We start from the raw sequence: 24,483 nt of genomic DNA, 5'->3' as shown, positions 1-24,483 counted from the left end.
CGAGCCGATCACCCAGCATTTTGGCGATCAGGAGACAAGGTATGAGTGGCGCAGTGACCACAGCAGGCGATTTCTGCTTCAGTGCGATGGCCGGTGAATTTCCCGGGGCGTCGTCCATCGACGCGCTCTGGCACCTGCTGTCCCAGGGGCAGATAGCGCCCATCGAATCGATGCCGGCCCGTTGGGAACTGGACAAGGCGTCGATCTATTCGGCAAAACCGGGGGAACGCAATCGCGTCTACCTGGACAGCGCCTTTTGCCTGACCGATGCCCCCGAAACCCCTTCGCGACATGAAGGGCGACAAGTCGCTATCGGTCAGAAAGTCCTCCAGACACTGCTCGGCCAACTCGCCGCTCAAGGTTCGACCCTGGCCCGCGAGCGCACGGCCCTGGTGGTGGCGACGTCCTGGAGCGACGAGAGCTTCTTCGTCAGCGGCATGGCCGCCAAAGCCGCTGCAGAGCAAGGCTATACGCCGGGCGAACAGGTGGCGGAACTCGCCGCGGCGGTTGGCCTGGGCGGCCCGGCGCTGTCAGTCGACACCGCTTGCAGTTCGTTTCCCTACGCCATCGACATGGCCCAGGCGCTGGTCAACAGTGGACAGGCCGACAACGCCATCGTCATGGCACTCAACACGGTATTGCCGCCGGCATTGTTCCTCGGCTTCTCTCAACTGACGGCCTTCTCTGCCCGCGCCCAAATGGAAGCCTTCGGCCAGGATGCCGACGGCATCGTGCCGGGCGAGTGCGCGGTAGCCTTTCTGGTCGAGCCCGTCGCCCAGGCCTTGCTTGCCCAGCGCCAACCGTTGGGGGTCCTGCGGGCCCTGGGATTGTCCGCCGACGGCGCCGAAGGCTCAGTGTTCGCGCCCGGAAAACAGGCGCAGTTCACCGCTTACCAGCGCGCCTACGCGGACCTCGACCCGAGCGACGTCGACTACATCGAAACCCACGGCACCGGCACCCCGCTGGGTGATGCCACCGAGCTGGCTTCGCTGAACAGTTTCTTCGCAGGCCACCGCCCCGACGACCGGAAAATCACCATCGGCTCGATCAAGTCGGTCATTGGCCACCCGCTGGCGGCCGCCGGGGGTCCTTCGCTGGCCAAGGCCTTGATGATCCTGCGCCACAAAGGCATTCCTCCCCAACCTGGCTACCGCCCCAGTGCCAAGGTCGACGAGACGTGCCTGCGGCTTGCCACCGGGCAGGTGCAGCCGCTGGCGGAGCGCTCCTCGGCGATCCGCGTCGGCATTTCCAGCTTCGGCTTTGGCGGGGCCAACGCTCACCTGGTGGTGGATGAGTACGTGCCCGGCCACGCGCTCGCCGCCCCTCGGGTTGCTCCCGGCGTGCTGATGCTGGACCTTGCGATTGTCGAAGCCGAAGCCGCGCTGGGCAGCCACAGTTCCTTGCACGCCTTCCAGCAACAGTTCGACCAGCCGGCGGCCCCTTCGGTGGTGTTCCCCTACGGGCGTTTCGTGGATTACACCGTGACGCCCGAGCAACCGTTGCTGCAGGGGAAATTCCTTGCCCGAGACCAGCTCATCGACATCGACGGTTTCGGCATGGGCCCCAAGCCATTGGCCCATGTCGATCCGTTCAAGTTGTTGATCACCGACCGCGTCAATCACCTGCTGCGCCGCCTGCCAGGTGTCGCCGGCTCGCCCGACACGGCGATGGTCATGTGCTGCAACATGGGCGGCGAGCGTTTCAGCAACGCGTACAGCAGCGCCCATCATTTCTACGGCCATGCCGAAAGGACGCCACCGGGTGTCGAGGTCACGGACGTGGCAACCATGCTGCCGAACATGCTGTCCGGGTACCCGGCGCAGATCTTTGACTTCAGGGGTTTCCATCAGACCCTGGTGGGCACCACGGGCCTGTTCTGGCAAACCCTGCTGGCTTCCCCGCAATGGTTCAACGACGGCATCACCACGCTGCTGCTCGGGGCCGGACGCTTTATCAGCGGCGAGATCGAGGTCGAACGGGCCCAGCGCTCCCCGGTCTTGCAAGGTGAAGGGCTGGGTGTATTTGCCCTGCGCCGTCATCAGGCAGGCGCCCGCGAAAAACCCTTGCTGGTGATTCGCGCGGCCGTGCTGGCCCACGCTGCCCGTTCGCTGGACGAAGCCTGCCGCCTGGCCGGCAAGCCGCGCGATCAATACCCCCATGTCGAGGTCTGCGAACTGCAACCTGATCCAGCGCCTGCACAGGATTCGCTGCGGGACATGACCGGTTTCCTGGCTGAAGCCACGGGCATCGAAACCCTGTTGGCGGTGATGTTGCGCAAGGCGAGCCACACCGTGATCGAGGTGCGCGACGCCGGCAAGACAGTGATGTGGTTGTTCACCGAAAAACTTCGCGAATGGCACCAGGGCGCAGACGCCACGACCGCCCCCATCAAATTGCCGTTCATGCTGCGGTTCGCCCATTCAGCGTCCCACGAACTGCAGCAACTCATCCCACCCGTGCGGCCGGTCAACCTGGTGCGCGAGCCGCAGCACGACGGTGTCGATGTGTTGCAGCTCAGCGACATGCTCACCAGCACGCTGCTGACCGGGCTACGGGTCCGGGTCCGCGCCATGGAAGGCCTCTTCGCCCTGCACCGGGGGGCTGACGCCCAGCGTCCGGCGCTGCGGCCGCGTCGCGAGGAAAATATCGTGATCGCCGACGTCCGGCGAGGTCCGCATGCCTTGCAGGCGCAGCTGGTGGTCAACGAGGCCCACCCTTACTTCTTCGATCACCCGCTGGACCACGTCCCCGGCATCCTGTTGATCGAAGGCGTGCTGCAATTGCTCGAACTCGCCACGCCGCCGGGTGGCCGCGCCGCCTACATCAAACGCCTGAGCATCAAGTTCCAGCAGTACGTGCAAAAAGAAACGCCGATTCAATTGCACCTGGAACAGGGCCAGGATGCGCAGGCGTTCACCGCCAAAGTCATGCAGGGCGGCCAGTTGATGTGCACCTGCGTGCTCGAAATGGCCCACAGCTCGGCGTTCGAGACCTCGCCGGCCGTGGCGTTCACCGCCGCGCCCTGCCGCGACAAGGCGCTGCTGCACAAGGCTCGCGCAGAAAACGTCATCGTCAGTGAGATGAGCGGGATCGCCCAGGGCTTGAGCGTGGACACGGTGGAACTGCCGGACCGGCACTTCTTCCATGAGGGCGATCCGCACCACCATTCGATGGTGTATTTCCTCGAAGTGGCCCGCCAATGCTACATGCAGATTGCCCACAGTCACCTGCATATCCCGCTCAAGACCCCCATGAACCTGCTGGCCTTGAGCTTCACCCTGGAGCGGCCCATTGCGCGCAACAGTCCGCTGTCGCTGGCGCCACAACCCGGGTTCGATGCGCAGTTGCGGTCGTTCAAGACCAACCGCATCTACATCGGCCTGTTCAACCGTGGCGAAAAAATCGGTCAGGCCAGCATCACCGCCCAGGTGCTGAGCCAGTCCGCGCCCGCCGCCTGAGAACGTTGAATGACCGCTTCCCTGAACCTCATCGAGCCCCCAACCAAGGTGACGCCGTGAACGATGTAAACGTGCAAATCGTAGTCAAATCGCCGCCTTCCGAGATCTGGAAGATCTGGAGCGATTTCTCCCAAGCGCCGCTGTGGGACACCGACGTTCGCCACTGCGAACTCGAGGGTCCATTCCAGGCCGGGACGCACGGCAAATGTGTTCTCAAGAACGGGTTGAACATGCCCCTGAAACTGGAGGCTGTGAGCCTGCACGAGAGCTACCGCAACACCGCGAAGCTGCTGTGGATCGACCTTGAGTTCGATCATCGGATGCGCAGGCTTTGCGCCGAAGAGACCCATGTCATCCATAGCGCGAGGATCTCCGGTCCATTGAGCTTTCTCTACCGGGGGCTGCTACGCAAAGCACTGACGGCGGCGATGACCAAGGCGCTGGACAACCTCTGCTCCCTGGCTGAACAGCGGACGAACGCCTCCCAAAGCCCGGCCGAGAAAACCGCAGCGCACCTGCACCTCGTATGAGTACGCCGGGGCCGTGCGCCGGTCCCCGGACACGCTTCGTTGACTTTTCAATCACAGAACACTTCGGATCGAGCATGAACCTAAAGCAAACCACTCACTCTTTCGTCATGGGCATCATCGGCCTGGGCCTGATCGCCCCCGCGTCCAGTTTCGCTGATACGCTTGGCCCTTATGTCAGTGCCATGGGTGGCCTGAACTGGGTCGCCGACCAGGACCTCAACCAGAACGACCTCGATTTCGTCGAGATGCAATACAACCAACCGCTGCATTCCGGCTACGCCACCGGGTTGGCGCTGGGCTGGGGCTTGCCGATCGGGCTGCGACCCGAACTGGAACTGAGCTACCGCAAGAACACCCTGACCCAGTTCAATCACCGGGTCTATGAAGGCGGCGGCAGCATCGACGGCGAAGGGAAAGAGGAAGCCAGCAGCCTGATGGCCAACCTCTGGTACGACGTCTCGAACCTGCCAGCGCCGTTGAACCGGGTCACGCCTTACGTCGGCGGCGGCCTGGGCTATGCGGTGTTGACCATCAGCGGCCTGGAAGCCGGCGGCGTCCAGTTCGGCAACAGCCACCGCGACACGGTCCCGGCCTACCAACTCGGTGCCGGGGTCGGTTTCGAACTCGCCGAGCACTGGTCCATGTCCCTGGACTACCGCTACTTCAAGACGCGTGAAGCCCATTTCGGCGACATCCAGAACCTGCCCCAGGGTGATGTGAAAACCGAGTACAAGGCCCAGTCCCTGATGCTCGGCCTGCGTTACTGGTTGTAAGCCGACACCGAACACCAAAGTCCCCTTGGTGGGCGTGAGCCTGCTCGCGAAGGCGTTGGTTCAGCTGGCTGGTTTGCTGGCTGATCGACCGCTTTCGCGAGCAGGTTTACTCCCACCGTTTTTTGGGCCAGGTATCGAAATTGCGGGCGGCTCCACAGCCTTCTGACCGCTGGTCGGATAATACCGACCCAATAAACCACACAAACATCATGGGCTAGTATCAATCCAGGTCGGCTGGAGATTGCCCATGTCATTGGCTGAAGATCGCAAACCCGAACGCCGCAAGGAAACTCGGCTGTTCCTGTTCCTTGTTGTCTGTCTTTTTCCGTTGTTATCGGTCGCCATCGTCGGCGGCTACGGGTTTCTCGTCTGGTTTTTCCAGATGCTCTACGGCCCGCCCGGTCCGCCTAACTGACGGATGACTTTTGCTCAACGCGCTGGAGCCCGTTCATGGACGAAGCCCTGCACATTGCCAGTCTTGTCGTACTCGCCCGGCCCTCGTTGTTCGAAGCGGTCAAGGCGAACCTGTGCTTGCTCGAAGGCCTGGAAATTCATCAGCAAAGTGCTGCCGGAAAACTGGTGGTGGTGCTGGAGGCCGTGGATGAAGACCAGATTCTGCAGCGCATTCAACAAATCAACAGCCTGCCAGGCGTTCTCAATGCCGCGCTGATCTATCACGAGCTCCTCGAACCCGAAGGTGACCCCGAATGAGCCTGACCCGCCGAGCGTTCGTCAAGTCCCAGGCCGCCGCCATTGCCGCCGCCGCTGCCGGTCTTCCGATCATGACGTCGGCCAGCAACCTGGTGACCGAAGCCGACATGGTCACCCTGGACTGGAACAAGGCACCCTGCCGGTTCTGCGGCACCGGTTGCAGCGTCATGGTCGCGACCCGGGACAACCGGGTGGTCGCCACCCACGGCGACATCAAGGCCGAGGTCAATCGCGGGCTGAACTGTGTGAAGGGCTATTTCCTGTCGAAAATCATGTATGGCTCCGACCGCCTGACCCAGCCGCTGCTGCGCATGAAGAACGGCCAGTACGACAAACAAGGCGAATTCCAACCGATCAGTTGGGAGAAGGCCTTCGACATCATGGCGTTGAAATTCAAGCAGGCCCTGAAAGACAAAGGTCCCGGCTCGGTCGGCATGTTCGGTTCCGGGCAATGGACGGTATGGGAAGGCTACGCCGCCAACAAGCTGATGAAGGCAGGCTTGCGCTCCAACAACATCGACCCCAACGCTCGTCACTGCATGGCCTCGGCGGTGATGGGCTTCATGCGTACGTTTGGCGCGGACGAGCCGATGGGGTGCTACGACGACATCGAAGCCACCGACGCCTTCGTGCTCTGGGGCTCGAACATGGCCGAGATGCACCCGATACTCTGGAGTCGGGTCACCGACCGGCGCCTCAGCCAGCCGACCGTGAAAGTCGCGGTGCTGTCCACCTTCGAGCACCGCAGCTTCGAACTCGCCGATATTCCCATGGTGTTCAAGCCGCAAACCGACCTGATGATCCTCAACTACATCGCCAATCACATCATCGAAAGCGGCGCCGTCAATCAGGATTTCATCAGCAAGCACACCCGCTTCGCCAAGGGCGCGGATGACATCGGCTACGGCCTGCGCCCCGACGATCCAAGGGAGCAGAAAGCCGCCAACGCCACCAAGGCCAACACCTGGACGGACATCTCCTTCGAGCAGTACGCCGCCTTCGTCAAGCCCTACACGCTGGAGCGCACCGCCAGGGAAACCGGGGTTCCCGCCGAGCGCCTGAAAAGCCTTGCCGAGCTGTATGCCGACCCCAAGCGCAAGGTCGTATCGTTCTGGACCATGGGCTTCAACCAGCACACGCGCGGGGTGTGGGCCAACAACCTGATCTACAACATCCATTTGCTCACCGGCAAGATCAGCGAACCGGGCAACAGTCCCTTCTCGCTGACGGGCCAGCCATCGGCCTGCGGTACGGCACGGGAGGTGGGTACATTCTCCCATCGCTTGCCTGCCGACCTGGTGGTGACCAACCCCAAGCACCGCGCCACCGCCGAAAGAATCTGGAAGCTGCCCGCCGGCACCCTCCAGGAAAAGCCCGGTTTCCACGCGGTGGAACAAAGCCGCATGCTCAAGGACAGTGTGCTCAATGTCTGCTGGACCCAGGCCAGCAACAACATGCAGGCCGGGCCGAACATCATGCAGGAAGTGCTGCCGGGATGGCGCAACCCGGACAATTTCATGATCGTTTCCGACGTCTACCCGACCGTTTCCGCCCAGGCCGCCGACCTGATCCTGCCCAGCGCCATGTGGGTGGAAAAGGAAGGTGCCTTCGGCAACGCCGAACGGCGCACCCAGTTCTGGCACCAGTTGGTAAGCGCGCCGGGCGATGCCCGCTCGGACCTGTGGCAACTGATGGAATTTTCCAAGCGCTTCACCACCGATGAAACCTGGCCCGCCGAACTACTGGCCCAGGCCCCCGAACTCAAGGGCAAGACCCTCTTCGAAGTGCTGTTCAGGAATGGCCAGGTCGACCAGTTTCCCGTCGAACAGATGGAGGCCGGCTACAAGAACGATGAAGCCAAGGCCTTTGGTTTCTACCCGCAGAAAGGGCTGTTCGAGGAGTACGCCCAGTTCGGTCGCGGCCACGGGCATGACCTGGCGACCTTCGACCGCTACCACAGCGAACGTGGGCTGCGCTGGCCGGTGGTCGAGGGCAAGGAAACCCGCTGGCGCTACCGCGAAGGGCTCGACCCTTATGTGGAGAAAGGCAGTGGGGTGCAGTTCTACGGCTACCCGGACAAGAAAGCGATCATCTTCGCCCTGCCCTACGAGCCGCCCGCCGAAGCCCCGGACGCCGACTACCCGTTCTGGCTGTCCACCGGCCGCGTCCTTGAACATTGGCACACCGGCAGCATGACCCAGCGTGTCGAAGAGCTGCACAAGGCCGTGCCGGATGCATTGGTCTACATGCACCCCGACGACGCCAAGGCTCTGAAGGCGCGTCGCGGCAGCGAAGTGAAGCTGGTCAGCCGTCGCGGCGAGATCCGCGCCCGCATCGAAACCCGCGGTCGCAACAAACCGCCCCAGGGGTTGGTCTTCGTGCCGTTTTTCGATGCCAACAAGCTGATCAACAAAGTCACGCTCGATGCCACCGACCCGATCTCCAAGCAGACCGACTATAAAAAATGCGCGATACGCATCGAGTTGATCAGCGTGGCCTGAGGAGAACCGTCATGCTTTTTCGCACCCTGCCGTTGCTCCTGCTCGCGATCATGGGGATCGCGATCGCCGCCGACGTCGATTACCCCTTGGACGCACCCGCGATGGACGGCCGCCGTCCCGGTGGCACCCTCTCCCAAAGCCTGCCGGCGCCTCCCATCGCCGAGGAAGAAAACAAAGACCTCAAGCGCGAACGCAATTACCCCGACCAACCGCCGACCATCCCCCACACCATTCGCGGTTACCAGATCGACAAGAACGGCAACAAATGCCTGACCTGCCACAGCCGTGCCAACAGCGCACGGACCCAGGCAACCATGATCAGCATCACCCACTACATGGACCGCGACGGCCAGGCCCTGGCGGCCGTTTCACCGCGCCGGTACTTCTGCAACCAGTGCCACGTGCCGCAGACCGATGCCAAGCCGCTGGTGGGCAACACGTTCGAGACCATCGACAAGATCCTGCAAGACGACGCCAACGCGGCCACCCGCAAGCCCTGAGGAGGCAACATGAAAGCACTGTTCGCCCTGCTCAAGGATTACTGGGGTGTCCTGCGTCGCCCCAGCCTGTACTACAGCCTGGGTTTCCTGACGCTGGGAGGGTTTGTCGCCGGGATCATCTTCTGGGGCGGTTTCAACACCGCGCTGGAGGCCACCAACACCGAGACGTTCTGCGTCTCCTGCCATGAAATGCGCGACAACGTCTTCGTCGAACTCAAGGACACGATCCACTACACCAATCGCTCAGGCGTACGCGCCAGTTGCCCGGATTGCCACGTTCCCCACGAATGGACGCACAAGATCGCACGCAAGATGCAGGCGTCCAAAGAGGTCTGGGGCAAGCTCTTCGGCACCATCGACACCCGCGACAAATTCCTCGCCATGCGCCGCGAGCTGGCCGAACACGAATGGGACAGGCTCAAGGCCAACGATTCACGTGAGTGCCGCAACTGCCACAACTTCGAATTCATGGATTTCACCCGCCAGGGCAAGCGAGCCGCCGCCATGCACTCGACGTCACTGGCCAATGGCGAAGCCACCTGCATCGACTGCCACAAAGGCATCGCCCACAAACTGCCGGACATGAGCGGCGTGAAAGGCTGGTAGCGGCCCTCAAAGGTCTACAACCGACCACCCAGTACCCTAGATCAAGGAATTCTGCGACGATAAGCGAAATAAAACGCCAAGGACCCTGGCTTTGCGACTCAATCCATGGCGACAAACGATGCATTTCCTTCCTTTCAACAGCCTCCGGGCGCGCTTCGCCATCGCAGTGGCCTCGGTTGTGCTGGTCCTCAGTTGCCTGTTCGGGGCCGCTATCGGCGAGTCCTCCATCTCCAGGCTCAAGGAGCACAACGGGCTGCAGTTGAGCGAGTACGCCTACTCGATGATCGATCGCCTGGACCGCGACATGAGCAGTCGCTCCAAGTCGCTCACGGTCCTGAGCCAGCTGCAAGCCCTGCGCGACCCGGCGAACACCGGCGAGGCCCGGTCGCTGCTCAACCACCTCAGCGACCAGTTTCCCAGCTACTCGTGGATCGGCCTGACCGACGCGCACGGCACGGTGGTGGCCTCCACCGACAAACTGCTGGAAGGCGCGGACATTTCGGCGCGCCCGGTCTTCCTCCAAGGCAAGGACACAACCTTCATCGGCGACGTCCACGACGCGGTCATGCTGGCCAAGCTGCTGCCCAACCCTTCTGGCGAAGCGATGAAGTTCGTCGACATCAGCATGCCGGTCCGTGACAACGCCGGCCAGTTCATGGGCGTGCTGGCGACCCACCTGTCCTGGAAGTGGGCCGCCGAGGTTGGCCGATCCCTGTTCGAGCCGTTGCAGAAGCGCTTACCTGGCCTGGAGTTCCTGGTGGTCAGCAAGGACGGCACCGTGCTGCTGGGTCCCAAGGCGATGATCGGCAAGCCCCTGGGCATCCAGCTCGACGACGGCAGCGGACAAAACTGGTCGGTGGCGCGCTGGCAGGACGGCAACCTCTACCTGGCCGGTTTCGCCCAGAGCACCGGCGTTGACGACTACCGTGGCCTGGGCTGGACGGTCATTACCCGACAGCCGGCCGACGCAGCCTTTGCCGAAGCGCATCAGTTGCGCGATGAGATCCTGATCTGGGGCATCGTGCTTTCGGTGGTATTCGCGTTGGTTGGCTGGTTCGTGGCAGGCATCATCACCGGGCCGGTGAACCAGATCGCCGATGCGGCCGCGCGCCTGTCCCAAGGCGCTGACGTGCGCATCCCGCTGCTCAAGGGCAGCCGTGAGGTCGAGACGTTGAGCCTCGCGATCCGCCACCTCGTCGACAGCCTGACCCGAAAAAGAAGCCAACTGGCCGTGGCCGAAGGCATGGCCTACCGCGATACCGTCACCGGCTTGCCCAACCGGGCGGCGCTGGACAAATACGTCGAGGCAGTGGCCAGCGAAAGCGGCGAGCGGCCTGATTTCGGCGTGCTATGCCTGGACCTCGACGGGTTCAAGCCCGTCAACGATCGCTTCGGCCATGCCATGGGCGACGCGCTGCTGCAGGAAGTCGGCAATCGCCTCCTCACAACGGTGCGCGACGGCGACATCGCCGTGCGCCATGGCGGCGATGAGTTCGTCCTCCTGCTGCGCCTGCGCTCGGGAGAAACCCTGACCAACATCCAGGGCGCCGCCCAGCGCATCGTTGCCAAACTGGCCGAACCGATGCTGCTGGCCGGAGAAACGCTCCAGATCGGCTGCAGCATCGGCGGCGCCCTATGGACCGGCGGCGCGTTCAGCGAAGCCCTGGCCCAGGCTGATGAAGCCCTTTATCGGGCCAAGCGTGCGGGCAAGTCCCAGGCGAAGTTTCATGAGGCGTTGGAGCTGCGCTGACGGGCCTCGAGGCTGAGCGGCTGTAACCAAGGCCTGCACGGCCGAGCAATGCCTGGTGGCGAGGGAGCTGGCTCCCGCTGGGACGCGAAGCGGCCCCTGTTGGACACGATTGATATCGCGAGGTGTCAGAGTAGATAGGAGGGCCGCTTCGCAGCCCAGCGGGAGCAAGCTCCCTCGCCACGGTTTGTGTGTTCTTCAGGGATCCGCTTAACTGACCGGGATTAACTTGCCTGCGGGGGGCATCCCATGACTGAATCACTGGAACGTTTCGTCCAGGCCCAAACCTCCACCTTTGAAACCGCCATGGCTGAGCTTGAGCGCGGGCGCAAGCAAAGCCACTGGATATGGTTCATCTTTCCCCAACTGCGCGGCCTGGGTCGCAGTGAAAACGCCGCCTACTATGGGCTGCGGGACATTGAAGAAGCGCGCGATTACCTGCAGCACCCCCTGCTGGGACCGCGTCTGGAACGGGCGACTCGCACCGTGCTGGACTCGTCAGTGCCGGTCCAGCGACTGCTGGGGGAGCTCGATGCCATGAAGTTCGCGTCGTGCATGACGCTGTTCCGCGCCGCTGCCGAAGCGGGCTCCGTGTATGCGCGGGCGCTGGACAGCACGGTGAGTGTCGATGTGCGAACACTGGAGATGCTGCACAAGCAAGAAAAAAACGGCGTCTAACGGCTGGGCATCGAAAGCACAAACCGACACCCAACCTCGGCCTTTTCGTCCTCAGGCCAACTGAAACCCATGGGCCAGCGGATCCTTGTCGTCGACGAAGATCGTGTTGTGGCCAATGATCTGTGCCCAGCCACTGATGCTCGGCCGGATGCCGGCGAAGGCGCCGACAGCGACGGCGGCTTCGACCTTCCCTTCGAATACCGTGCCGATCAGGCTTTCGTTGCGGAACGTGTCGCCGACCTTCAAGCGGCCCTTGCCGAACAGCTGAGCCATCCTGGCCGAAGTGCCGGTGCCGCCGGGCGAGCGGTCGATGGCTTTATCGCCGTAGAACACCGCGCAGCGACCATCGGCTGTGGCGTTGTGCGGCGCATCGCACCAGATGATGTGGTGGACGCCGCGGATCCGGCTGTTCTCGGGGTGGACGGGGTCGCAGATGTCCGCCAGGGCATCGCGAAGTTTCTGGCTCAGGCCGACGATATCCGCGGCATTCAACCCGTCGAAGCCTGCCCAGTTCGCCTGGGGTTCGACCACCGCGTAGAAGTTGCCGCCATAGGCGATGTCCACCGTGAGCACGCCGACACCGGGGACCTCGACCGATACATCAGCGCTGTGCAGGTAACTGGCGACGTTGAACAACCGAATCGCATCGACCGTCTCGCCCTCCAGCGTATACGCCACATCGACCCGGCCCGCCGGCGTTTCGATGGCCAGGGTGCCCGGTACGCGAGGAACGATCAGACCCTCTTCGATGACCACCGTCGACAGCCCAATGGTGCCGGCACCGCACATCGGCAGGCAGCCGCTGACTTCGATGAACAGCGCGCCGAAGTCGCAATCGTCCCGCACTGAGGGATAGATGATCACGCCGGACATGATGTCGTGGCCCCGGGGCTCGAACATCAACGCCGTGCGCACCCAATCGTGGTCGCGGACAAATATCTCCCGGCGCTCGGCCATGGAAACGGCGGGCAACAGCGGCCCGCCTCCGGCCACCACGCGCACGGGGTTGCCGCAGGCGTGGGAATCGATACAGAAAAAACTGCGTCTCATGCAGGCTCCTCCTAAACCAGTTTGGCCGGCGCGTGACGCTGCAACGCCCCACGTGACAGTCGGTCCATCAGCAAGGCGACCGCGACGATGGCCAGGCCAGCCCGCAGCCCCAGGCCCATCTCCATCCGGGACAGGCCCCGGGTCACTTCGGCCCCCAGGCCACCGGCCCCCACCAACCCCGCCAGGACCACCATGGCCAGGGACATGAGGATGCATTGGTTCAGGCCAACCAACAGGGTTGGCGCCGCCGTGGGCAGTTCGATCTTGAACAGGATGTCCCGAGGCGAAGCCCCCGATGCCTGGCCCAGTTCGAGCAGGTCCTTGGGCAGTTGCTTGAAGGCCAGGGTGGTGAGCCTGAGCATCGGCGGGATGCCGTAGACAATCGTCGCGATGATCGCCGGTACACGCCCGAGGCTGAACAGCATCACCGCCGGGATCAGGTACACCCAGGGCGGCACGGTCTGCATGATGTTCAGGATCGGCAGGAAAGCGTCCTCGACTTTCTTCACCCGAGCGGCCAGGACGCCCAACGGGAACGCCACCGACACCGAGATCAGCACCGCCACCGAGACCAGCGCGATGGTTTGCATGGACGCCACCCACAGGCCGGAAAACAGGCAGAACGCCAACATCAACGCGGCAAACAGCGCCACCCGCCGATTGGCGAAAAAGAACGCTGCGGCCACGACGATGCCGATGAGCACATAGGGGTGCGGTGCCAGCAGCGCATGCTCGACAAAGCCCAGTACCGCTTCGACGACCTGGCTGATGGCGACAAACAGACCGTGCAGGTTGGCGTTCAGCCAATCCACGCCGGGCGCAAGGAATTGGCCCGGTGAAAAACGCATGTCCGACATACTCATTGGCTGTCTCCCACTCGCGTACGGGCGGCGGCCTGCGCGAGACGATCGAGAATCATGGTGAGGATCACGATGGCGATGGCGGCGTTGATGGATTTGGCGATGTCCAACGTGCGCACCGCGCCGTAGATGGCTTCGCCCAACCCGCCCGAACCGACGATGCCGGCGATGACCACCATGCCGAACGCCATCATCAGGCTCTGGTTGACCCCGGCCATGATGCTGGGCATGGCGAACGGCAAGCGGATCTTGAAGAACATCTGCAGGCCGGTGACGCCGCTGGCATTGCCCAGTTCGATGAACTCGTTGGGCGTCATGCGGATGCCCAGCGAGGTCAACCGCATGGCCGGCGGCACCGCGACGATGAACGTCGCCAGCAGCGCCGTGGCCGGCCCGTAGCCGAGCAGCGCAATCGCCGGCAACAGGTAGATGTACGGCGGCATGGTCTGCACCAGGTCAAGGCAAGGGTCCACCACGCGATCGAACGCCGGGGTCAGGCCGGCGACAACCCCAAGGGGGATGGCCACCAGCAAGGCCAGCACCGTCGCGGTGAGCACCAGGGCCAGGGTGCTGACCGTTTCCGGCCACAGGCCGATCAAGGCGCAGAACATCAGCGCCAGGCCTGCCAGCAGCGCAAAACGCGCACCGATCATTCGCCAGCCGACCAGGGCCACGATCAGCGCGACAACCCAGGACGGCGGGTACGCGATGCACCACAGCACACCTTTGTAGACACTGGTCAGTGCCCCGTTGGCAGCGTCGAAAAGAAACTCGCCATGCTCCGACAACCACTCCAGGGTGGCGTCGATGGCCGCGTCGAACTGGCCGGAGAAATCAGGTGTACTCATGTCGCCGCCTCCAGCGCATCGACGGCCGACGGTGCAATGAACTCGCTAGCAGTACCCTGCACGCCACGCAGCAAGTCACGGGGTGTAATGACGCCAACCACCACGCCGTTATCGACCACCGCCAGGGCATCGCGCTCGGACTTCATGGTCAGGCCGATCAACTCATCGATGTCCGCGTCCGGCGTGGTCTTGGCCAGCTTGGCGATATCACAACCGGGATTGGCCGCCTTGAACGGCTCCACCGGCGTCATCACCGAATGCGCCTTGACCAGGTGCAGCCGGGAAATGCCGGCGACAAACTCGGCCACGTAGTCATCGGCCGGGTTCAAGACAATCTCTTCGGCCGTGCCGACCTGGATGATCACACCGTCCTTCATGATCGCGATGCGGTCGCCGATGCGTATCGCCTCGTCCAGGTCGTGGGTGATGAAGACCGCCGACTTGCCCAGGTCCTTGGTCAGTTGGCGGAACTCGTCCTGCAACTGGCGGCGAATCAGCGGGTCGAGCGCGCTGAACGGCTCGTCCATGAGGATCACTTCCGGGTCGGCGGTGATCGCCCGGGCCAGGCCGACCCGCTGCTGCATCCCGCCGGACAGTTCGGTCGGATAGCGCGAAGCCCACTCACTCAACCCCACCTTCGCCAGCGCCCGCTCGGCCACCTTGTAGCGCTCGGCCTTGCCGACGCCCTGGACCTCCAGGCCAAAGGCGGTGTTTTCCAGCACGGTGCGGTTCGGCAACAGGGCCACGCTCTGGAAGACCATGCCGATGTGCCGCGCCCTCACCTCGCGCAACGCCTTGGGTGACAACGCAGACAGGTCCTTGCCCTTGACCAGGACCTTGCCCGCGCTGGGGGTGATGAGTTTGTTGAGCAGCCTGATCAGCGTGGATTTACCACTGCCAGACAACCCCATGATGCAGAAGATCTCTCCACGCCGAACCTGGAGACTGACATCCGAGACGCCGACTACGCAGCTGTATTCTTGCAGTATCTGGGTCTTGGTGAGTCCGCGCTGGGCGACCGCATCGATCGCCGCGGGCGCGCTCTTACCGAAGATTTTCCAGACCGACTGGCAATCCACCAGCACTTCGTGAGTGTCTATTTTGGCCGTTGTCATTTCGTAACCCATCGAGCCGGTTCGTACCGGCTTCTCTCATTAATCAAAGGGCGGCAGTGGCAAGCACGCAAGGCGTATCAGTTCTTGATGTTTCCCCAGCGCTTCAACAGATCGCTGTGGCTGTCGGTCCAACCCTTCACGGCCTGCTCCATGGTCTTGCCGTCCTTGACCTCGGCGTTCATCGAGGTGATGTCGGCAATCGGCACATAGACACTGGCCATCAGTTCACGCGCACGAGGGTTGGCTTCGGCAAAGCCTTTGTGGCCAATCCAGTAGTAGCCTTGCAGCGGTGGGAAGATCGCTTTTGGATCCTTGAGGAATTTCAGGTCGAATTTCTTGGTCATCCAGGACGGATCCCAGACGGTCACTGCAACCCATTCCTTGCGGTCGACAGCCGACTTCAGTGCGGCGGTCATGGCCGAGGTGCTGCCCTCGATCAACTTGAGCTTGAGGTCGTAGGCCTTGACCACGTTGGTGGCGTCGCTCATCAGGCCCGAACCGGGTTCGATGCCGATGATCTTGCCGCCGAACTTGTCCGCGTTGGCGTTCAACTGGTCGATCGAATCGATGTCGACGTAGCTCGGTACGGCCAGCCCCTGGTACAGGCCGAAGGACACCGGCGACAGTTTTTCGAGCTTGTTCTTGTTCTTGTTCCAGTAGTCGGAGGCTGCATAGTCGGTCTGGGACGCCAGCACCTGGACGTCACCCTTGGTCAACGCCGCGTAGGCAATGCCCCACTCGGAAAACTCGACGACTTTCACGGTGTAGCCGGAGTCTTCGAGCACCTTCTTGGTGATACCGGTGATGGGCGTCAGGTCCTCCCAGTTCATCGTCCCCATGGTGATGGTCTTTTCTTCAGCGTGAGCTTGCAGACTCATCATGCCGGCGATGGCGACGGCGCAGACTGTCTTCCAGATCTTGTTCATGGCGTTTCCCCGTTCTACGTTTATGGAACTGGCTCCGGCTTTTGAAAGCCGCTTCTTTTTTTACAACTGCTTCAACCTTCTTTTCCCGCTTTGAATGCCTGCCAACGAATGACCGAGCGCACCCCCCATTGCGTCAACAACCTGGGCGGCAGCCTGCTCGGCCCCGGGGCATGACTGAAACTCTCAAGGAACTTCGAGTCGGTGCCCGTGGCCAACTCAGCGGCCATGACCCCGGCCAGGGTGCTCTTGACGGTGCCCAGGCCGTTCTCACAGCAAGCGCTGTAGAGGTTCGGTTCAATTTCGCCAAACGCCGGTGCGCTGTTGCGACTCAGGCAGAGCCGCCCCGCCCAACTGAATTCGAACGGCGTGTCCTTCAATTCAGGGAAGCGCAGGTCCAGCGAGTGCCGCTGCTCTTGCGCAACGGCCGCGACCCGCTTGGGGGTTACCTGGATGCTAGGGTCGTAGGTGAATTTGGTCCGGATGACGATTCGCGACAAACCGTCCGAGGTTATCTTGCGCAGCGTGGCGCCCATGGGATCGGCCGGCAGCAACGCCCACCGGTCCCTGCCGGGCAGCGTCTTGTCGAACTGCTCATCCCGGTAGCCGGCCGTCATCGACGCGTAGGTGAACACGTGCAACAGGCGGCCCTTGAAGTGGCCGAAATCCTCGATATGGCCGTTGACCGCCAGAATCACCTTGGGCGCAGTGACGGTACCGCGATGCGAGCGAGCGACCCAGTCGCCGCCGGTCCTGGACAACTCGATGACTGGCGAGCGCTCCAGCAGCGTCACCTTGTCCGCCAGCCCGGCCGCCAGGTCGCGGATGTATTGCGCCGGCTGGATCATGACCGCGCCGGGGGTGTACAACCCGCCGTGGTAGTAAGTCGAACCAGTGATTTCGCGCATCTGCGCGGCATCGAACAACTCATACCGCTCGCCAATACCATGCAGCGACTTGGCGTAGTTGTCATTGAGCTTGAGCCCGCGCTCGGTGGCCGCCGCGTTGATCTTGCCGGAAGGATCGAACGTGTGCGCACTCATGCCGTATTCATGCGCGGCCTGGGAGGCAAAATCGATCGCAAACCGATTTTGCGCAATCTCCAGGGCGGTGGCCGACTCACCAGCCACGGAGTACTCGCCCGACGACAGGTTATGCGGCACGTCGATCATGAAGCCTGAGTTCCGGCCGGCGGGCCCCTTCGCCACTTCGTGCGCATCCAGCACCACGATGCGCTCGCCCGGGCGCAGCTGCGACAGCCTGCGTGCGGCGGAAAGGCCGGCAAAACCGGCGCCGATGATCACCCAATCGGCGGTCACCTGCCCATCAAGCATGCGCACGGGCGTCGAGCGCGTCGAAATGGCCTCCCAACCCGAGACGCCGGTGTCTACCGGTAGACGCTTGATGGTATGGGCGCTCATTTTACGGTCTCGTCAACCGACCGATCGGACACATCGATCCAGATGGTCTTGATCTCGGTGTACTGGTCATGGGCGAAGACCGATTTGTCCCGACCACCGAACCCCGACTCCTTGTACCCGCCGAACGGCGTCGAGGCGTCACCTTCACCGAAGCAATTGACGGTGACGATGCCGGCGCGAATCTCCCGTGACAGCTTGATCGCCTTGCGCAGGCTGCCGGTGTACACCGACGCCGCCAGGCCGTAGGCCGTGTCGTTGGCCAGGGCGATGGCTTCGCAGATCGACGTGAACGAGGTCACGGACAACACCGGGCCGAAAATTTCTTCCTGGAACAAGCGGCTGTCACGGTCGACGCCGTCGATCACGGTCGGCTGCACGAAGGCGCCATCCTGGGTGTCGCCGCCGTACACGACGGCGAGCTTGTCGCCGTTCGCGTAGTCGAGGTACGACTTCACTTTCTCGAAATGATCAGTGCTGACCAAGGCCCCCACGCGGTTGTGCGGGTCGAGGGGATCGCCCATCTTCCACTCATTGAGGTAGGCGCCCATGCGTTGGAGCAGTTCATCCTTGACCGATGCGTGCACCAGCAGGCGCGACGTTGCCGAGCAGTTCTCGCCCATGTTCCAGAAGGCGCCGTTGACCACTTGTTCGGCCACCAGGTCCAGGTCCTCGGCGTCATCCATCACCACGGCGGGGTTCTTGCCGCCGCATTCCAGCACCACGCGCTTGAGGTTGGAGTCGGCGGCGTAATGCAGGAAGCGGCGGCCGGTGGCGGTGGAACCGGTGAAACTGACCATATCGACGTCTTTGTGCAGGCCGATGGGTTCGCCAACGTCCTTGCCGGTGCCCGTCACGATGTTCAGCACACCGGCTGGAACGCCCGCTTCAAACGCCAACTCGGCGACGCGCAACGTGGTGAGTGTGGTCTGCTCGGCCGGCTTGACAATCACCGAGCAGCCGGCGGCCAGCGCCGGGCCGATTTTCCAGGCGAGCATCAGCAGCGGGAAGTTCCAGGGCAGCACACACCCCACCACCCCGATCGGCTCGCGCACGACCATGGTCAGGGCATCATTGCCCACCGGGGCGGTATGGTCGTAAAGCTTGTCGATGACTTCAGCGTGCCAGCGCAGGGTGTGAATCGTGTCCGGCACATCCACGCATTGGCACTCGCGCACAGGCTTGCCGCTGTCGAGGCTTTCCAGCACCGCCAATTCGTGACGGTTGTCCTCCAGCAACTTGGCGAACTTCAACAGCACGGCCTTGCGTTCGCCCGGCGCCAACAGCCTCCAGCGCCCGTCCTCGAACGCTTCCCGGGCCTTGCTCACCGCGTAGTCGACATCCTCGACGGTGCAGGCGGCGATGTCCGCGAGAAATGCGCCGGTGGCGGGGTTATGGGTGGCAAATGTCTTGCCGCCAATCGCCGGTTTGAAAGCCCCGTCGATAAACGCATTGGACGCAAATGAAATGGATTTGGCGATAGCGGCATATTCAGCCGCAGTAAGCAGATCACGCATGGTTGGCTCCCGAGGTAATGTGTGCGACGGTGCGTTTCACGTTGGCGATAACGGTTTGCAGACTTCGTTTATCACCCGCATTCAACGGACGCAGTGGCGCACGCACATCACCTACTTTCAATCCATTCAATTCGCAGCCGAACTTGATTGACTGCACGAACTTTCCACCGTCCAGTGCATTCATCAGCGGCATCATTGCCGACATGATCTGGCGGCCTTTATCAAAGTTCTTTTCCAACACACAGGCTTCATACAACGCGACATGTTCCCTGGGCAGGAAGTTGGAACCGGCACACACCCAACTGCGCGCACCCCAGGCAAAGAACTCCAGGGCCTGATCGTCCCAGCCACACGACAACGCGATATGCGGAAACTCCCGCGCCAACAAGTGAACCCGGCCCATGTCACCGGAACTTTCCTTGATGGCGACGACATTCTTCGACTTACCCACGCGAGCGAGATAATCCTCGTTCATTTGCACGCACATGCGGCCTGGGTAGTTGTAAAGCATGATCGGCAGGTTTGCCGCACGGTCGATGGTCAACGCGTGGATCGCGTTCTCCTGGTCGGTCGGCAGCGCATAGGGCGGCGTGGTGACCAGGATCGCGTCAGCCTTGATGGCCTTGGCATCCTTGGCGAACAACACCGCGTCTTCGGTACGGATGGCGCCGGTGCCGATGATCAGTTGAACCCGCGAGCCGATGACATCCTTGGCCCGGGCGGCCAGTTCCAGACGCTCTTCAGCGGTCTGCGCATAATATTCGCCGGTCGAGCCGCCAATAATAATGCCGTGTACTTTCGCCTCGACCAGCGACTCCAGAACGTCATCGAACACATTCCAGTCGATATCGCCATCGGGCGTATGCGGCGTCACCGCCGGTGTATAAATACCTTCGAATCTCAAGACGGTTTCTCCGATTTCAAATGGCCGGAAGTATCAACAAGCGCCTCGAGCCAAGTCCGGCGGCGCACGATATAAATTCCCCGTGTGAACGGGACCGATTAATGAAAATAAAAACCTAAACTGACCAGCGCACATCTTTCAGTTATCTGCGAAAGCCCTTCTTCGCCCTGCACTCGCTCATACAGACACGGCACGAATACAACGCGAAAAAGCATCCACTGAAACAATGTCTAATCGTTTGGCAGGCACCAAACGACGTACCACGATCTTATTTTTAGAAACTTACCTGACAAAACAACGCCCCTTAGTTACAGCTGTTCGAGGGCCCGCTTGTTCAACATACCGTCTTCATAAATGCTTACGGCTTGGGTGAAGAGTACGTGTCAAAATCATTTCTCAACAAGAAACATTTATTCCGAGCAATGCATAACCTAGTGTTATCAATCAGTCGGTTTTAGGGGGTTGAGCTTGGAAAAAAGGGGGCAAAATGCGGGTTTGGGTGTGCCCTGACCCCACACGAGATTTTGGGGTGTATGCCGCCTTTGCATGCACCAGCAAGACCTGTGGGAGCGGGCTTGCTCGCGAAGACGGCGGCACATCCAACATTTTCATGACAGACACACCGCTTTCGCGGGCAAGCCCGCTCCCACAAGGGATTTGGGGTGTACGAAGCCTTTGCATGCACCAGCAAGCCCGCTCCCACAGGGGATTGAGATATGGCCGCGAGCGCCACGCCACAGGGAGGACTCAAGCCAACTGCGCAAGCATCCAATCGCGCAGCCGACAACACGCCTCATCATTCTGCCGATCCTGGCGAAAGGTCAGATAATGCAAACTCTCCCTGAGCACCACCTCCTCACTCACCGGACGAATCAACGTGCCGTCCTCCACCAACTTCTCCACCAGATGATTCCACCCCAGCGCCACCCCCTGGTGTGTCAGCACCATGGTGATGATGAGGTTGTAGTCATTGGCATTGAGCACATGAGGGCTGTCGAACGGGCGGTCGTTGATGTCGATGTCGTTGAAGGCCAGCCAGACACCCCAGTCCACGTGCTCCGCGACCTGAGAGCGCCCATAGGGGCTCAGGTTCAGCAGGACGCCGTCGCGCAACCCCTCCAGGCTTGAAAGCTCGGGGTGCGCGGCCTTGTACTGGGGCGTGCAGACCGGATAGATCACGTCATGGAACAGTGGGTAGCACTGGTAGCCATCCTGGATCTTGGCCATCTTGGTAATGAAGATGTCCGGGCGAATGCCGGGCTCCATGGACAGGAAGTTCTGCGTGGTGATCAGGTTCAGGTCGATGTCCGGGTTCTGGCTGAAAAACGTCGGCAGCCTCGCCGACAGCCATAGCGCGGAAAACGCCGGGGAACAGCACAGTGTCAGGACGCGTTTGCCGGCATTGTGGGTACGAATGCGCTCGGCCGCCTGGGAGATATTGACGAACGACATCTGCGCCGCGTCGAAGAAAATCACCCCGGCTTCCGTCAGCTCGACCGCCCGCCCCACCCTTTTGAACAGATCGACCTCAAGGTAGGCCTCAAGCTCGCGGATCTGTCGGCTGATGGCCGCCTGGGTGACGCACAATGCCTCCGCCGCCCGAGTGAAGCTTTGGTATTTGGCGGCCGCCACGAATGACTTGACGGCCTTGAGCGACGGCATTTTCAGCAACGTCAGATCGGGATCGATGTGCTTGACCATACGTGAGCGCTGAATGTCCTGTGGGCGGCTGGCGGGAAAACGAATGCTGGCGCCGGGCTCATTCCCCCGGCGCCTGAGAGAGTATCCGAGTTTGGCGGCCAGGGGCCAGAATGACCGCGGCCCCGCGCCGACCCTGCAAAACGAAAAATGCCCCGCATCTTGCGACACGGGGCATTTTTTCTGGAACGCGAAACGCTACCTACCGGTTACCCAAGCCGTTCAGGCCTGTTGGTTCCAGGGACGGTCTCCCTGCTCATCCTTGATGCGCGTCGGCAGGCCCATCACGTCCAACGCTTCGAGGAACACCTCGGCCGGCAACTCCTCGACGTTGACCATGCGCTGCACGTCCCACTGGCCACGGGCGACCAGCAGCGCGGCAGCCACGGGTGGCACGCCGGCGGTGTAGGAAATGCCCTGGCTGTCGGTTTCCGCGAAGGCGTCTTCGTGGTCGGCCACGTTATAGATGAACACTTCGCGCGGTTGTCCGTCCTTGACGCCCTTGACCAGGTCGCCGATGCAGGTCTTGCCGGTGTAGCCAGGCGCCAGTGAACTCGGGTCAGGCAGCACGGCCTTGACCACTTTCAGCGGCACCACTTCCAGGCCCTCGGCGGTCTTGACCGGTTGCTCGGAGAGCAGGCCCAGGTTACGCAGTACCGTGAACACGTTGATGTAGTGTTCGCCGAAGCTCATCCAGAAGCGCACGTTGGGCACGTCGAGGTTCTTCGACAGCGAGTGCACTTCGTCGTGGCCGGTCAGGTACAGGTTCTGCGAGCCTACGACCGGCAGGTCGTCGGTGCGCTTGACCTCGAACATGGTGTTGCTGGTCCACTGGCTGTCCTGCCAGCTCCACACCTGTCCGGTGAACTCACGGAAATTGATTTCCGGATCGAAATTGGTGGCGAAATATTTGCCGTGGGAGCCGGCATTGACGTCGAGGATGTCGATCGAATCAATGCGGTCGAAATACTGTTGTTGCGCCAGGGCCGCATAGGCATTGACCACACCCGGGTCGAAGCCGACGCCGAGAATGGCGGTGATGTTCTTCTCTTGGCACTCTTGCAGATGCTTCCACTCGTAGTTGCCATACCAGGGCGGCGTCTCGCAGACCTTGCCCGGTTCTTCGTGGATGGCGGTGTCCAGATAGGCCACGCCGGTATCGATGCAGGCACGCAGCACCGACATGTTGAGAAAAGCGGAGCCGACGTTGATCACGATCTGCGACTCGGTTTCGCGAATCAGCGCCTTGGTCGCTTCGACGTCCAGGGCGTTCAGTGCAAAGGCCTTGATGTCGGCGGGTTGCTTGAGGCTACCCTTGGCCTTGACGCTGTCGATGATGGCCTGGCATTTGGAGATGTTGCGCGACGCGATAGCAATACGACCGAGTTCGTCGTTGTGCTGCGCGCACTTGTGGGCCACCACCTTGGCGACACCTCCTGCACCAATGATAAGTACGTTCTTCTTCAATTTCTTCAAGTCTCCTTCTGTCCGCTCAAGAGAGGCTGGACAGGTAGTCGTCGTAAACAAATTCGCGAACCAGCTCGACACTACCGTCGAGTTGTTTCACTACGATGGACGGCATTTTCAGGCCGTTGAACCAGTTCTTCTTGACCATGGTGTAGCCCGCTGCGTCGATGAACGACAGCCGATCGCCGATGGACAGCGGACGATCGAATTGATACTCGCCGAAGATGTCTCCGGCCAGGCAGGACTTGCCGCACACCATGTAGGTGTGTTCGCCCTCGCTCGGTGCCAGCTTGGCGTTCAGGCGATAGATCAGCAGGTCGAGCATGTGCGCCTCGATGGAGCTGTCCACCACGGCCAGGTGCTTGCCGTTGTAGAGTGTGTCGAGCACGGTGACTTCCAAAGAAGCGCTCTGGGTGATCGCCGCTTCGCCCGGCTCCAGGTAGACCTGCACGCCATACTTCTGCGAGAAGGCTTTGAGCCGCGCGCAGAAGGCGTCAAGGGCATAGCCCTCGCCGGTGAAATGGATGCCGCCGCCGAGGCTGACCCACTCGACCTTATGCAGCAGATGACCGAAGCGTTCCTCGATAGTGCCGAGCATCTGGTCGAATAGACCGAAATCGCCGTTCTCGCAGTTGTTGTGGAACATGAAGCCGGAGATCTGCTCGATGACCTGCTCGATCTTCTCCGGATCCCATTCGCCCAGGCGGCTGAACGGTCGCGCCGGGTCGGCCAGCAGGTAGTCCGAGCTGCTCACTTGCGGATTGACCCGCAGGCCACGGACCTTGCCGGCCGAGGCTTGGGTGTAGCGCTGCAACTGGCCGATGGAGTTGAAGATGATCTTGTCGCAGTTGGCGAGCATCTCTTCGATTTCGTCGTCGGCCCAGGCAACGCTGTAGGCGTGGGTCTCGCCCGCGAACTTCTGGCGGCCGAGCTTGAGCTCGTAGAGCGACGACGACGTGGTGCCGTCCATGTACTGCTGCATCAGGTCGAACACCGACCAGGTGGCGAAGCACTTGAGTGCCAGCAAGGCCTTGGCCCCGGACTGCTCGCGCACGTAGGCGATCTTCTGCATGTTCGCCAGCAGCTTTTGTTTGTCGATGAGGTAGTACGGCGTCTTGATCATTTTCGCGGCCTCCGGCAAGGCGAGCCAAAAAAGGATGCGCATTGTGCCTTCACTGA

At 61.8% G+C, this 24,483-nt stretch carries 21 protein-coding genes; 10 read left to right on the top strand and 11 right to left on the bottom strand.

The genetic code is table 11. The annotated features are described in order from the left end of the window. The first annotated feature begins 41 nt into the window (after nucleotides 1-41). The 10 genes from KI241_RS11105 (at nucleotide 42) to KI241_RS11060 (ending at nucleotide 11,504) form a co-directional block, all read left to right on the top strand. On the top strand, nucleotides 42-3,458 hold the full coding sequence (locus KI241_RS11105) for a beta-ketoacyl synthase N-terminal-like domain-containing protein (RefSeq protein ID WP_212803690.1): 3,417 nt from the start codon (nucleotides 42-44) through the stop codon (nucleotides 3,456-3,458). Nucleotides 3,459-3,514: 56 nt separating this feature from the next. Beyond that, nucleotides 3,515-3,988 carry an SRPBCC family protein gene (locus KI241_RS11100; RefSeq protein WP_042728641.1) on the top strand — a complete coding sequence of 158 codons (474 nt, stop codon included), beginning with the start codon at nucleotides 3,515-3,517 and terminating at the stop codon, nucleotides 3,986-3,988. 74 nt (nucleotides 3,989-4,062) lie between these two features. After that, entirely contained in the window at nucleotides 4,063-4,761 is a 699-nt protein-coding gene (locus tag KI241_RS11095) for an outer membrane beta-barrel protein (protein ID WP_042728642.1), read from the top strand. 247 nt (nucleotides 4,762-5,008) lie between these two features. After that, nucleotides 5,009-5,176, top strand: coding sequence for a periplasmic nitrate reductase, NapE protein (gene napE / locus KI241_RS11090; RefSeq protein WP_042728643.1), 168 nt, complete (start codon nucleotides 5,009-5,011; stop codon nucleotides 5,174-5,176). A 35-nt stretch (nucleotides 5,177-5,211) separates the two neighbouring features. After that, entirely contained in the window at nucleotides 5,212-5,472 is a 261-nt protein-coding gene (locus KI241_RS11085) for a chaperone NapD (protein WP_042728644.1), read from the top strand. Further along, nucleotides 5,469-7,973, top strand: a complete 2,505-nt coding sequence (gene napA, locus KI241_RS11080; protein WP_042728645.1) for a nitrate reductase catalytic subunit NapA — start codon at nucleotides 5,469-5,471, stop codon at nucleotides 7,971-7,973. Before KI241_RS11085 ends, napA begins: the two co-directional genes overlap by 4 nt. An 11-nt stretch (nucleotides 7,974-7,984) precedes the next feature. Then, nucleotides 7,985-8,473, top strand: a complete 489-nt coding sequence (locus KI241_RS11075) for a nitrate reductase cytochrome c-type subunit (protein WP_042728646.1) — start codon at nucleotides 7,985-7,987, stop codon at nucleotides 8,471-8,473. A gap of 9 nt (nucleotides 8,474-8,482) precedes the next feature. After that, nucleotides 8,483-9,079 carry a cytochrome c3 family protein gene (locus KI241_RS11070; protein WP_042728647.1) on the top strand — a complete coding sequence of 199 codons (597 nt, stop codon included), beginning with the start codon at nucleotides 8,483-8,485 and terminating at the stop codon, nucleotides 9,077-9,079. Between the two features lie 118 nt (nucleotides 9,080-9,197). Further along, nucleotides 9,198-10,829, top strand: a complete 1,632-nt coding sequence (locus KI241_RS11065; RefSeq protein ID WP_042728648.1) for a diguanylate cyclase — start codon at nucleotides 9,198-9,200, stop codon at nucleotides 10,827-10,829. Between the two features lie 246 nt (nucleotides 10,830-11,075). Continuing rightward, nucleotides 11,076-11,504: a DUF1810 domain-containing protein gene (locus KI241_RS11060; RefSeq protein ID WP_212803689.1), complete on the top strand. Its 429-nt coding sequence runs from the start codon at nucleotides 11,076-11,078 to the stop codon at nucleotides 11,502-11,504. A 51-nt stretch (nucleotides 11,505-11,555) separates the two neighbouring features. Here the strand turns inward: KI241_RS11060 and KI241_RS11055 are convergent, their stop codons facing one another. The 11 genes from KI241_RS11055 to nspC all read right to left on the bottom strand — a co-directional run bounded on the left by KI241_RS11055 (nucleotide 11,556) and on the right by nspC (nucleotide 24,427). Beyond that, the gene (locus KI241_RS11055) at nucleotides 11,556-12,554 is read right to left on the bottom strand and encodes a 4-hydroxyproline epimerase (protein WP_212803688.1); all 999 of its coding nucleotides are present in this window, start codon (nucleotides 12,552-12,554) and stop codon (nucleotides 11,556-11,558) included. Nucleotides 12,555-12,565: 11 nt separating this feature from the next. Next, complete coding sequence (locus KI241_RS11050; protein WP_042728651.1) at nucleotides 12,566-13,417, bottom strand: ABC transporter permease subunit; 852 nt, start codon at nucleotides 13,415-13,417, stop codon at nucleotides 12,566-12,568. Continuing rightward, nucleotides 13,414-14,262, bottom strand: a complete 849-nt coding sequence (locus KI241_RS11045; protein ID WP_212803687.1) for an ABC transporter permease subunit — start codon at nucleotides 14,260-14,262, stop codon at nucleotides 13,414-13,416. Before KI241_RS11045 ends, KI241_RS11050 begins: the two co-directional genes overlap by 4 nt. Then, nucleotides 14,259-15,377: a glycine betaine/L-proline ABC transporter ATP-binding protein gene (locus tag KI241_RS11040; protein ID WP_212803686.1), complete on the bottom strand. Its 1,119-nt coding sequence runs from the start codon at nucleotides 15,375-15,377 to the stop codon at nucleotides 14,259-14,261. Before KI241_RS11040 ends, KI241_RS11045 begins: the two co-directional genes overlap by 4 nt. Nucleotides 15,378-15,454: 77 nt before the next feature. Further along, nucleotides 15,455-16,303 (bottom strand): glycine betaine ABC transporter substrate-binding protein, encoded by an 849-nt coding sequence (locus KI241_RS11035; RefSeq protein WP_042728653.1) that lies wholly within the window; start codon nucleotides 16,301-16,303, stop codon nucleotides 15,455-15,457. Between the two features lie 71 nt (nucleotides 16,304-16,374). Beyond that, entirely contained in the window at nucleotides 16,375-17,721 is a 1,347-nt protein-coding gene (locus tag KI241_RS11030) for an FAD-binding oxidoreductase (protein ID WP_047735495.1), read from the bottom strand. After that, a complete protein-coding gene (locus KI241_RS11025) occupies nucleotides 17,718-19,235 on the bottom strand; it encodes an aldehyde dehydrogenase (protein WP_212803685.1) in 1,518 nt (505 codons plus the stop codon). Before KI241_RS11025 ends, KI241_RS11030 begins: the two co-directional genes overlap by 4 nt. Continuing rightward, nucleotides 19,228-20,139 carry a dihydrodipicolinate synthase family protein gene (locus tag KI241_RS11020; protein ID WP_042728656.1) on the bottom strand — a complete coding sequence of 304 codons (912 nt, stop codon included), beginning with the start codon at nucleotides 20,137-20,139 and terminating at the stop codon, nucleotides 19,228-19,230. Before KI241_RS11020 ends, KI241_RS11025 begins: the two co-directional genes overlap by 8 nt. Before the next feature lie 747 nt (nucleotides 20,140-20,886). After that, on the bottom strand, nucleotides 20,887-21,840 hold the full coding sequence (locus KI241_RS11015) for a LysR family transcriptional regulator (protein WP_042728657.1): 954 nt from the start codon (nucleotides 21,838-21,840) through the stop codon (nucleotides 20,887-20,889). Between the two features lie 219 nt (nucleotides 21,841-22,059). Next, complete coding sequence (locus KI241_RS11010; protein ID WP_212803871.1) at nucleotides 22,060-23,304, bottom strand: saccharopine dehydrogenase family protein; 1,245 nt, start codon at nucleotides 23,302-23,304, stop codon at nucleotides 22,060-22,062. Between the two features lie 25 nt (nucleotides 23,305-23,329). Then, the gene (gene nspC / locus KI241_RS11005) at nucleotides 23,330-24,427 is read right to left on the bottom strand and encodes a carboxynorspermidine decarboxylase (protein ID WP_042728662.1); all 1,098 of its coding nucleotides are present in this window, start codon (nucleotides 24,425-24,427) and stop codon (nucleotides 23,330-23,332) included. Nucleotides 24,428-24,483: the final 56 nt, after the last annotated feature.

The sequence above is a fragment of the Pseudomonas sp. Cab53 genome, assembly GCF_018325965.1.
In the GTDB taxonomy this organism is placed as follows: Bacteria; Pseudomonadota; Gammaproteobacteria; order Pseudomonadales; family Pseudomonadaceae; genus Aquipseudomonas; species Aquipseudomonas chlororaphis_E.
Note: the sequence above shows the minus strand (reverse complement) of the source record. Positions and strands in the feature narration are given on the sequence as shown.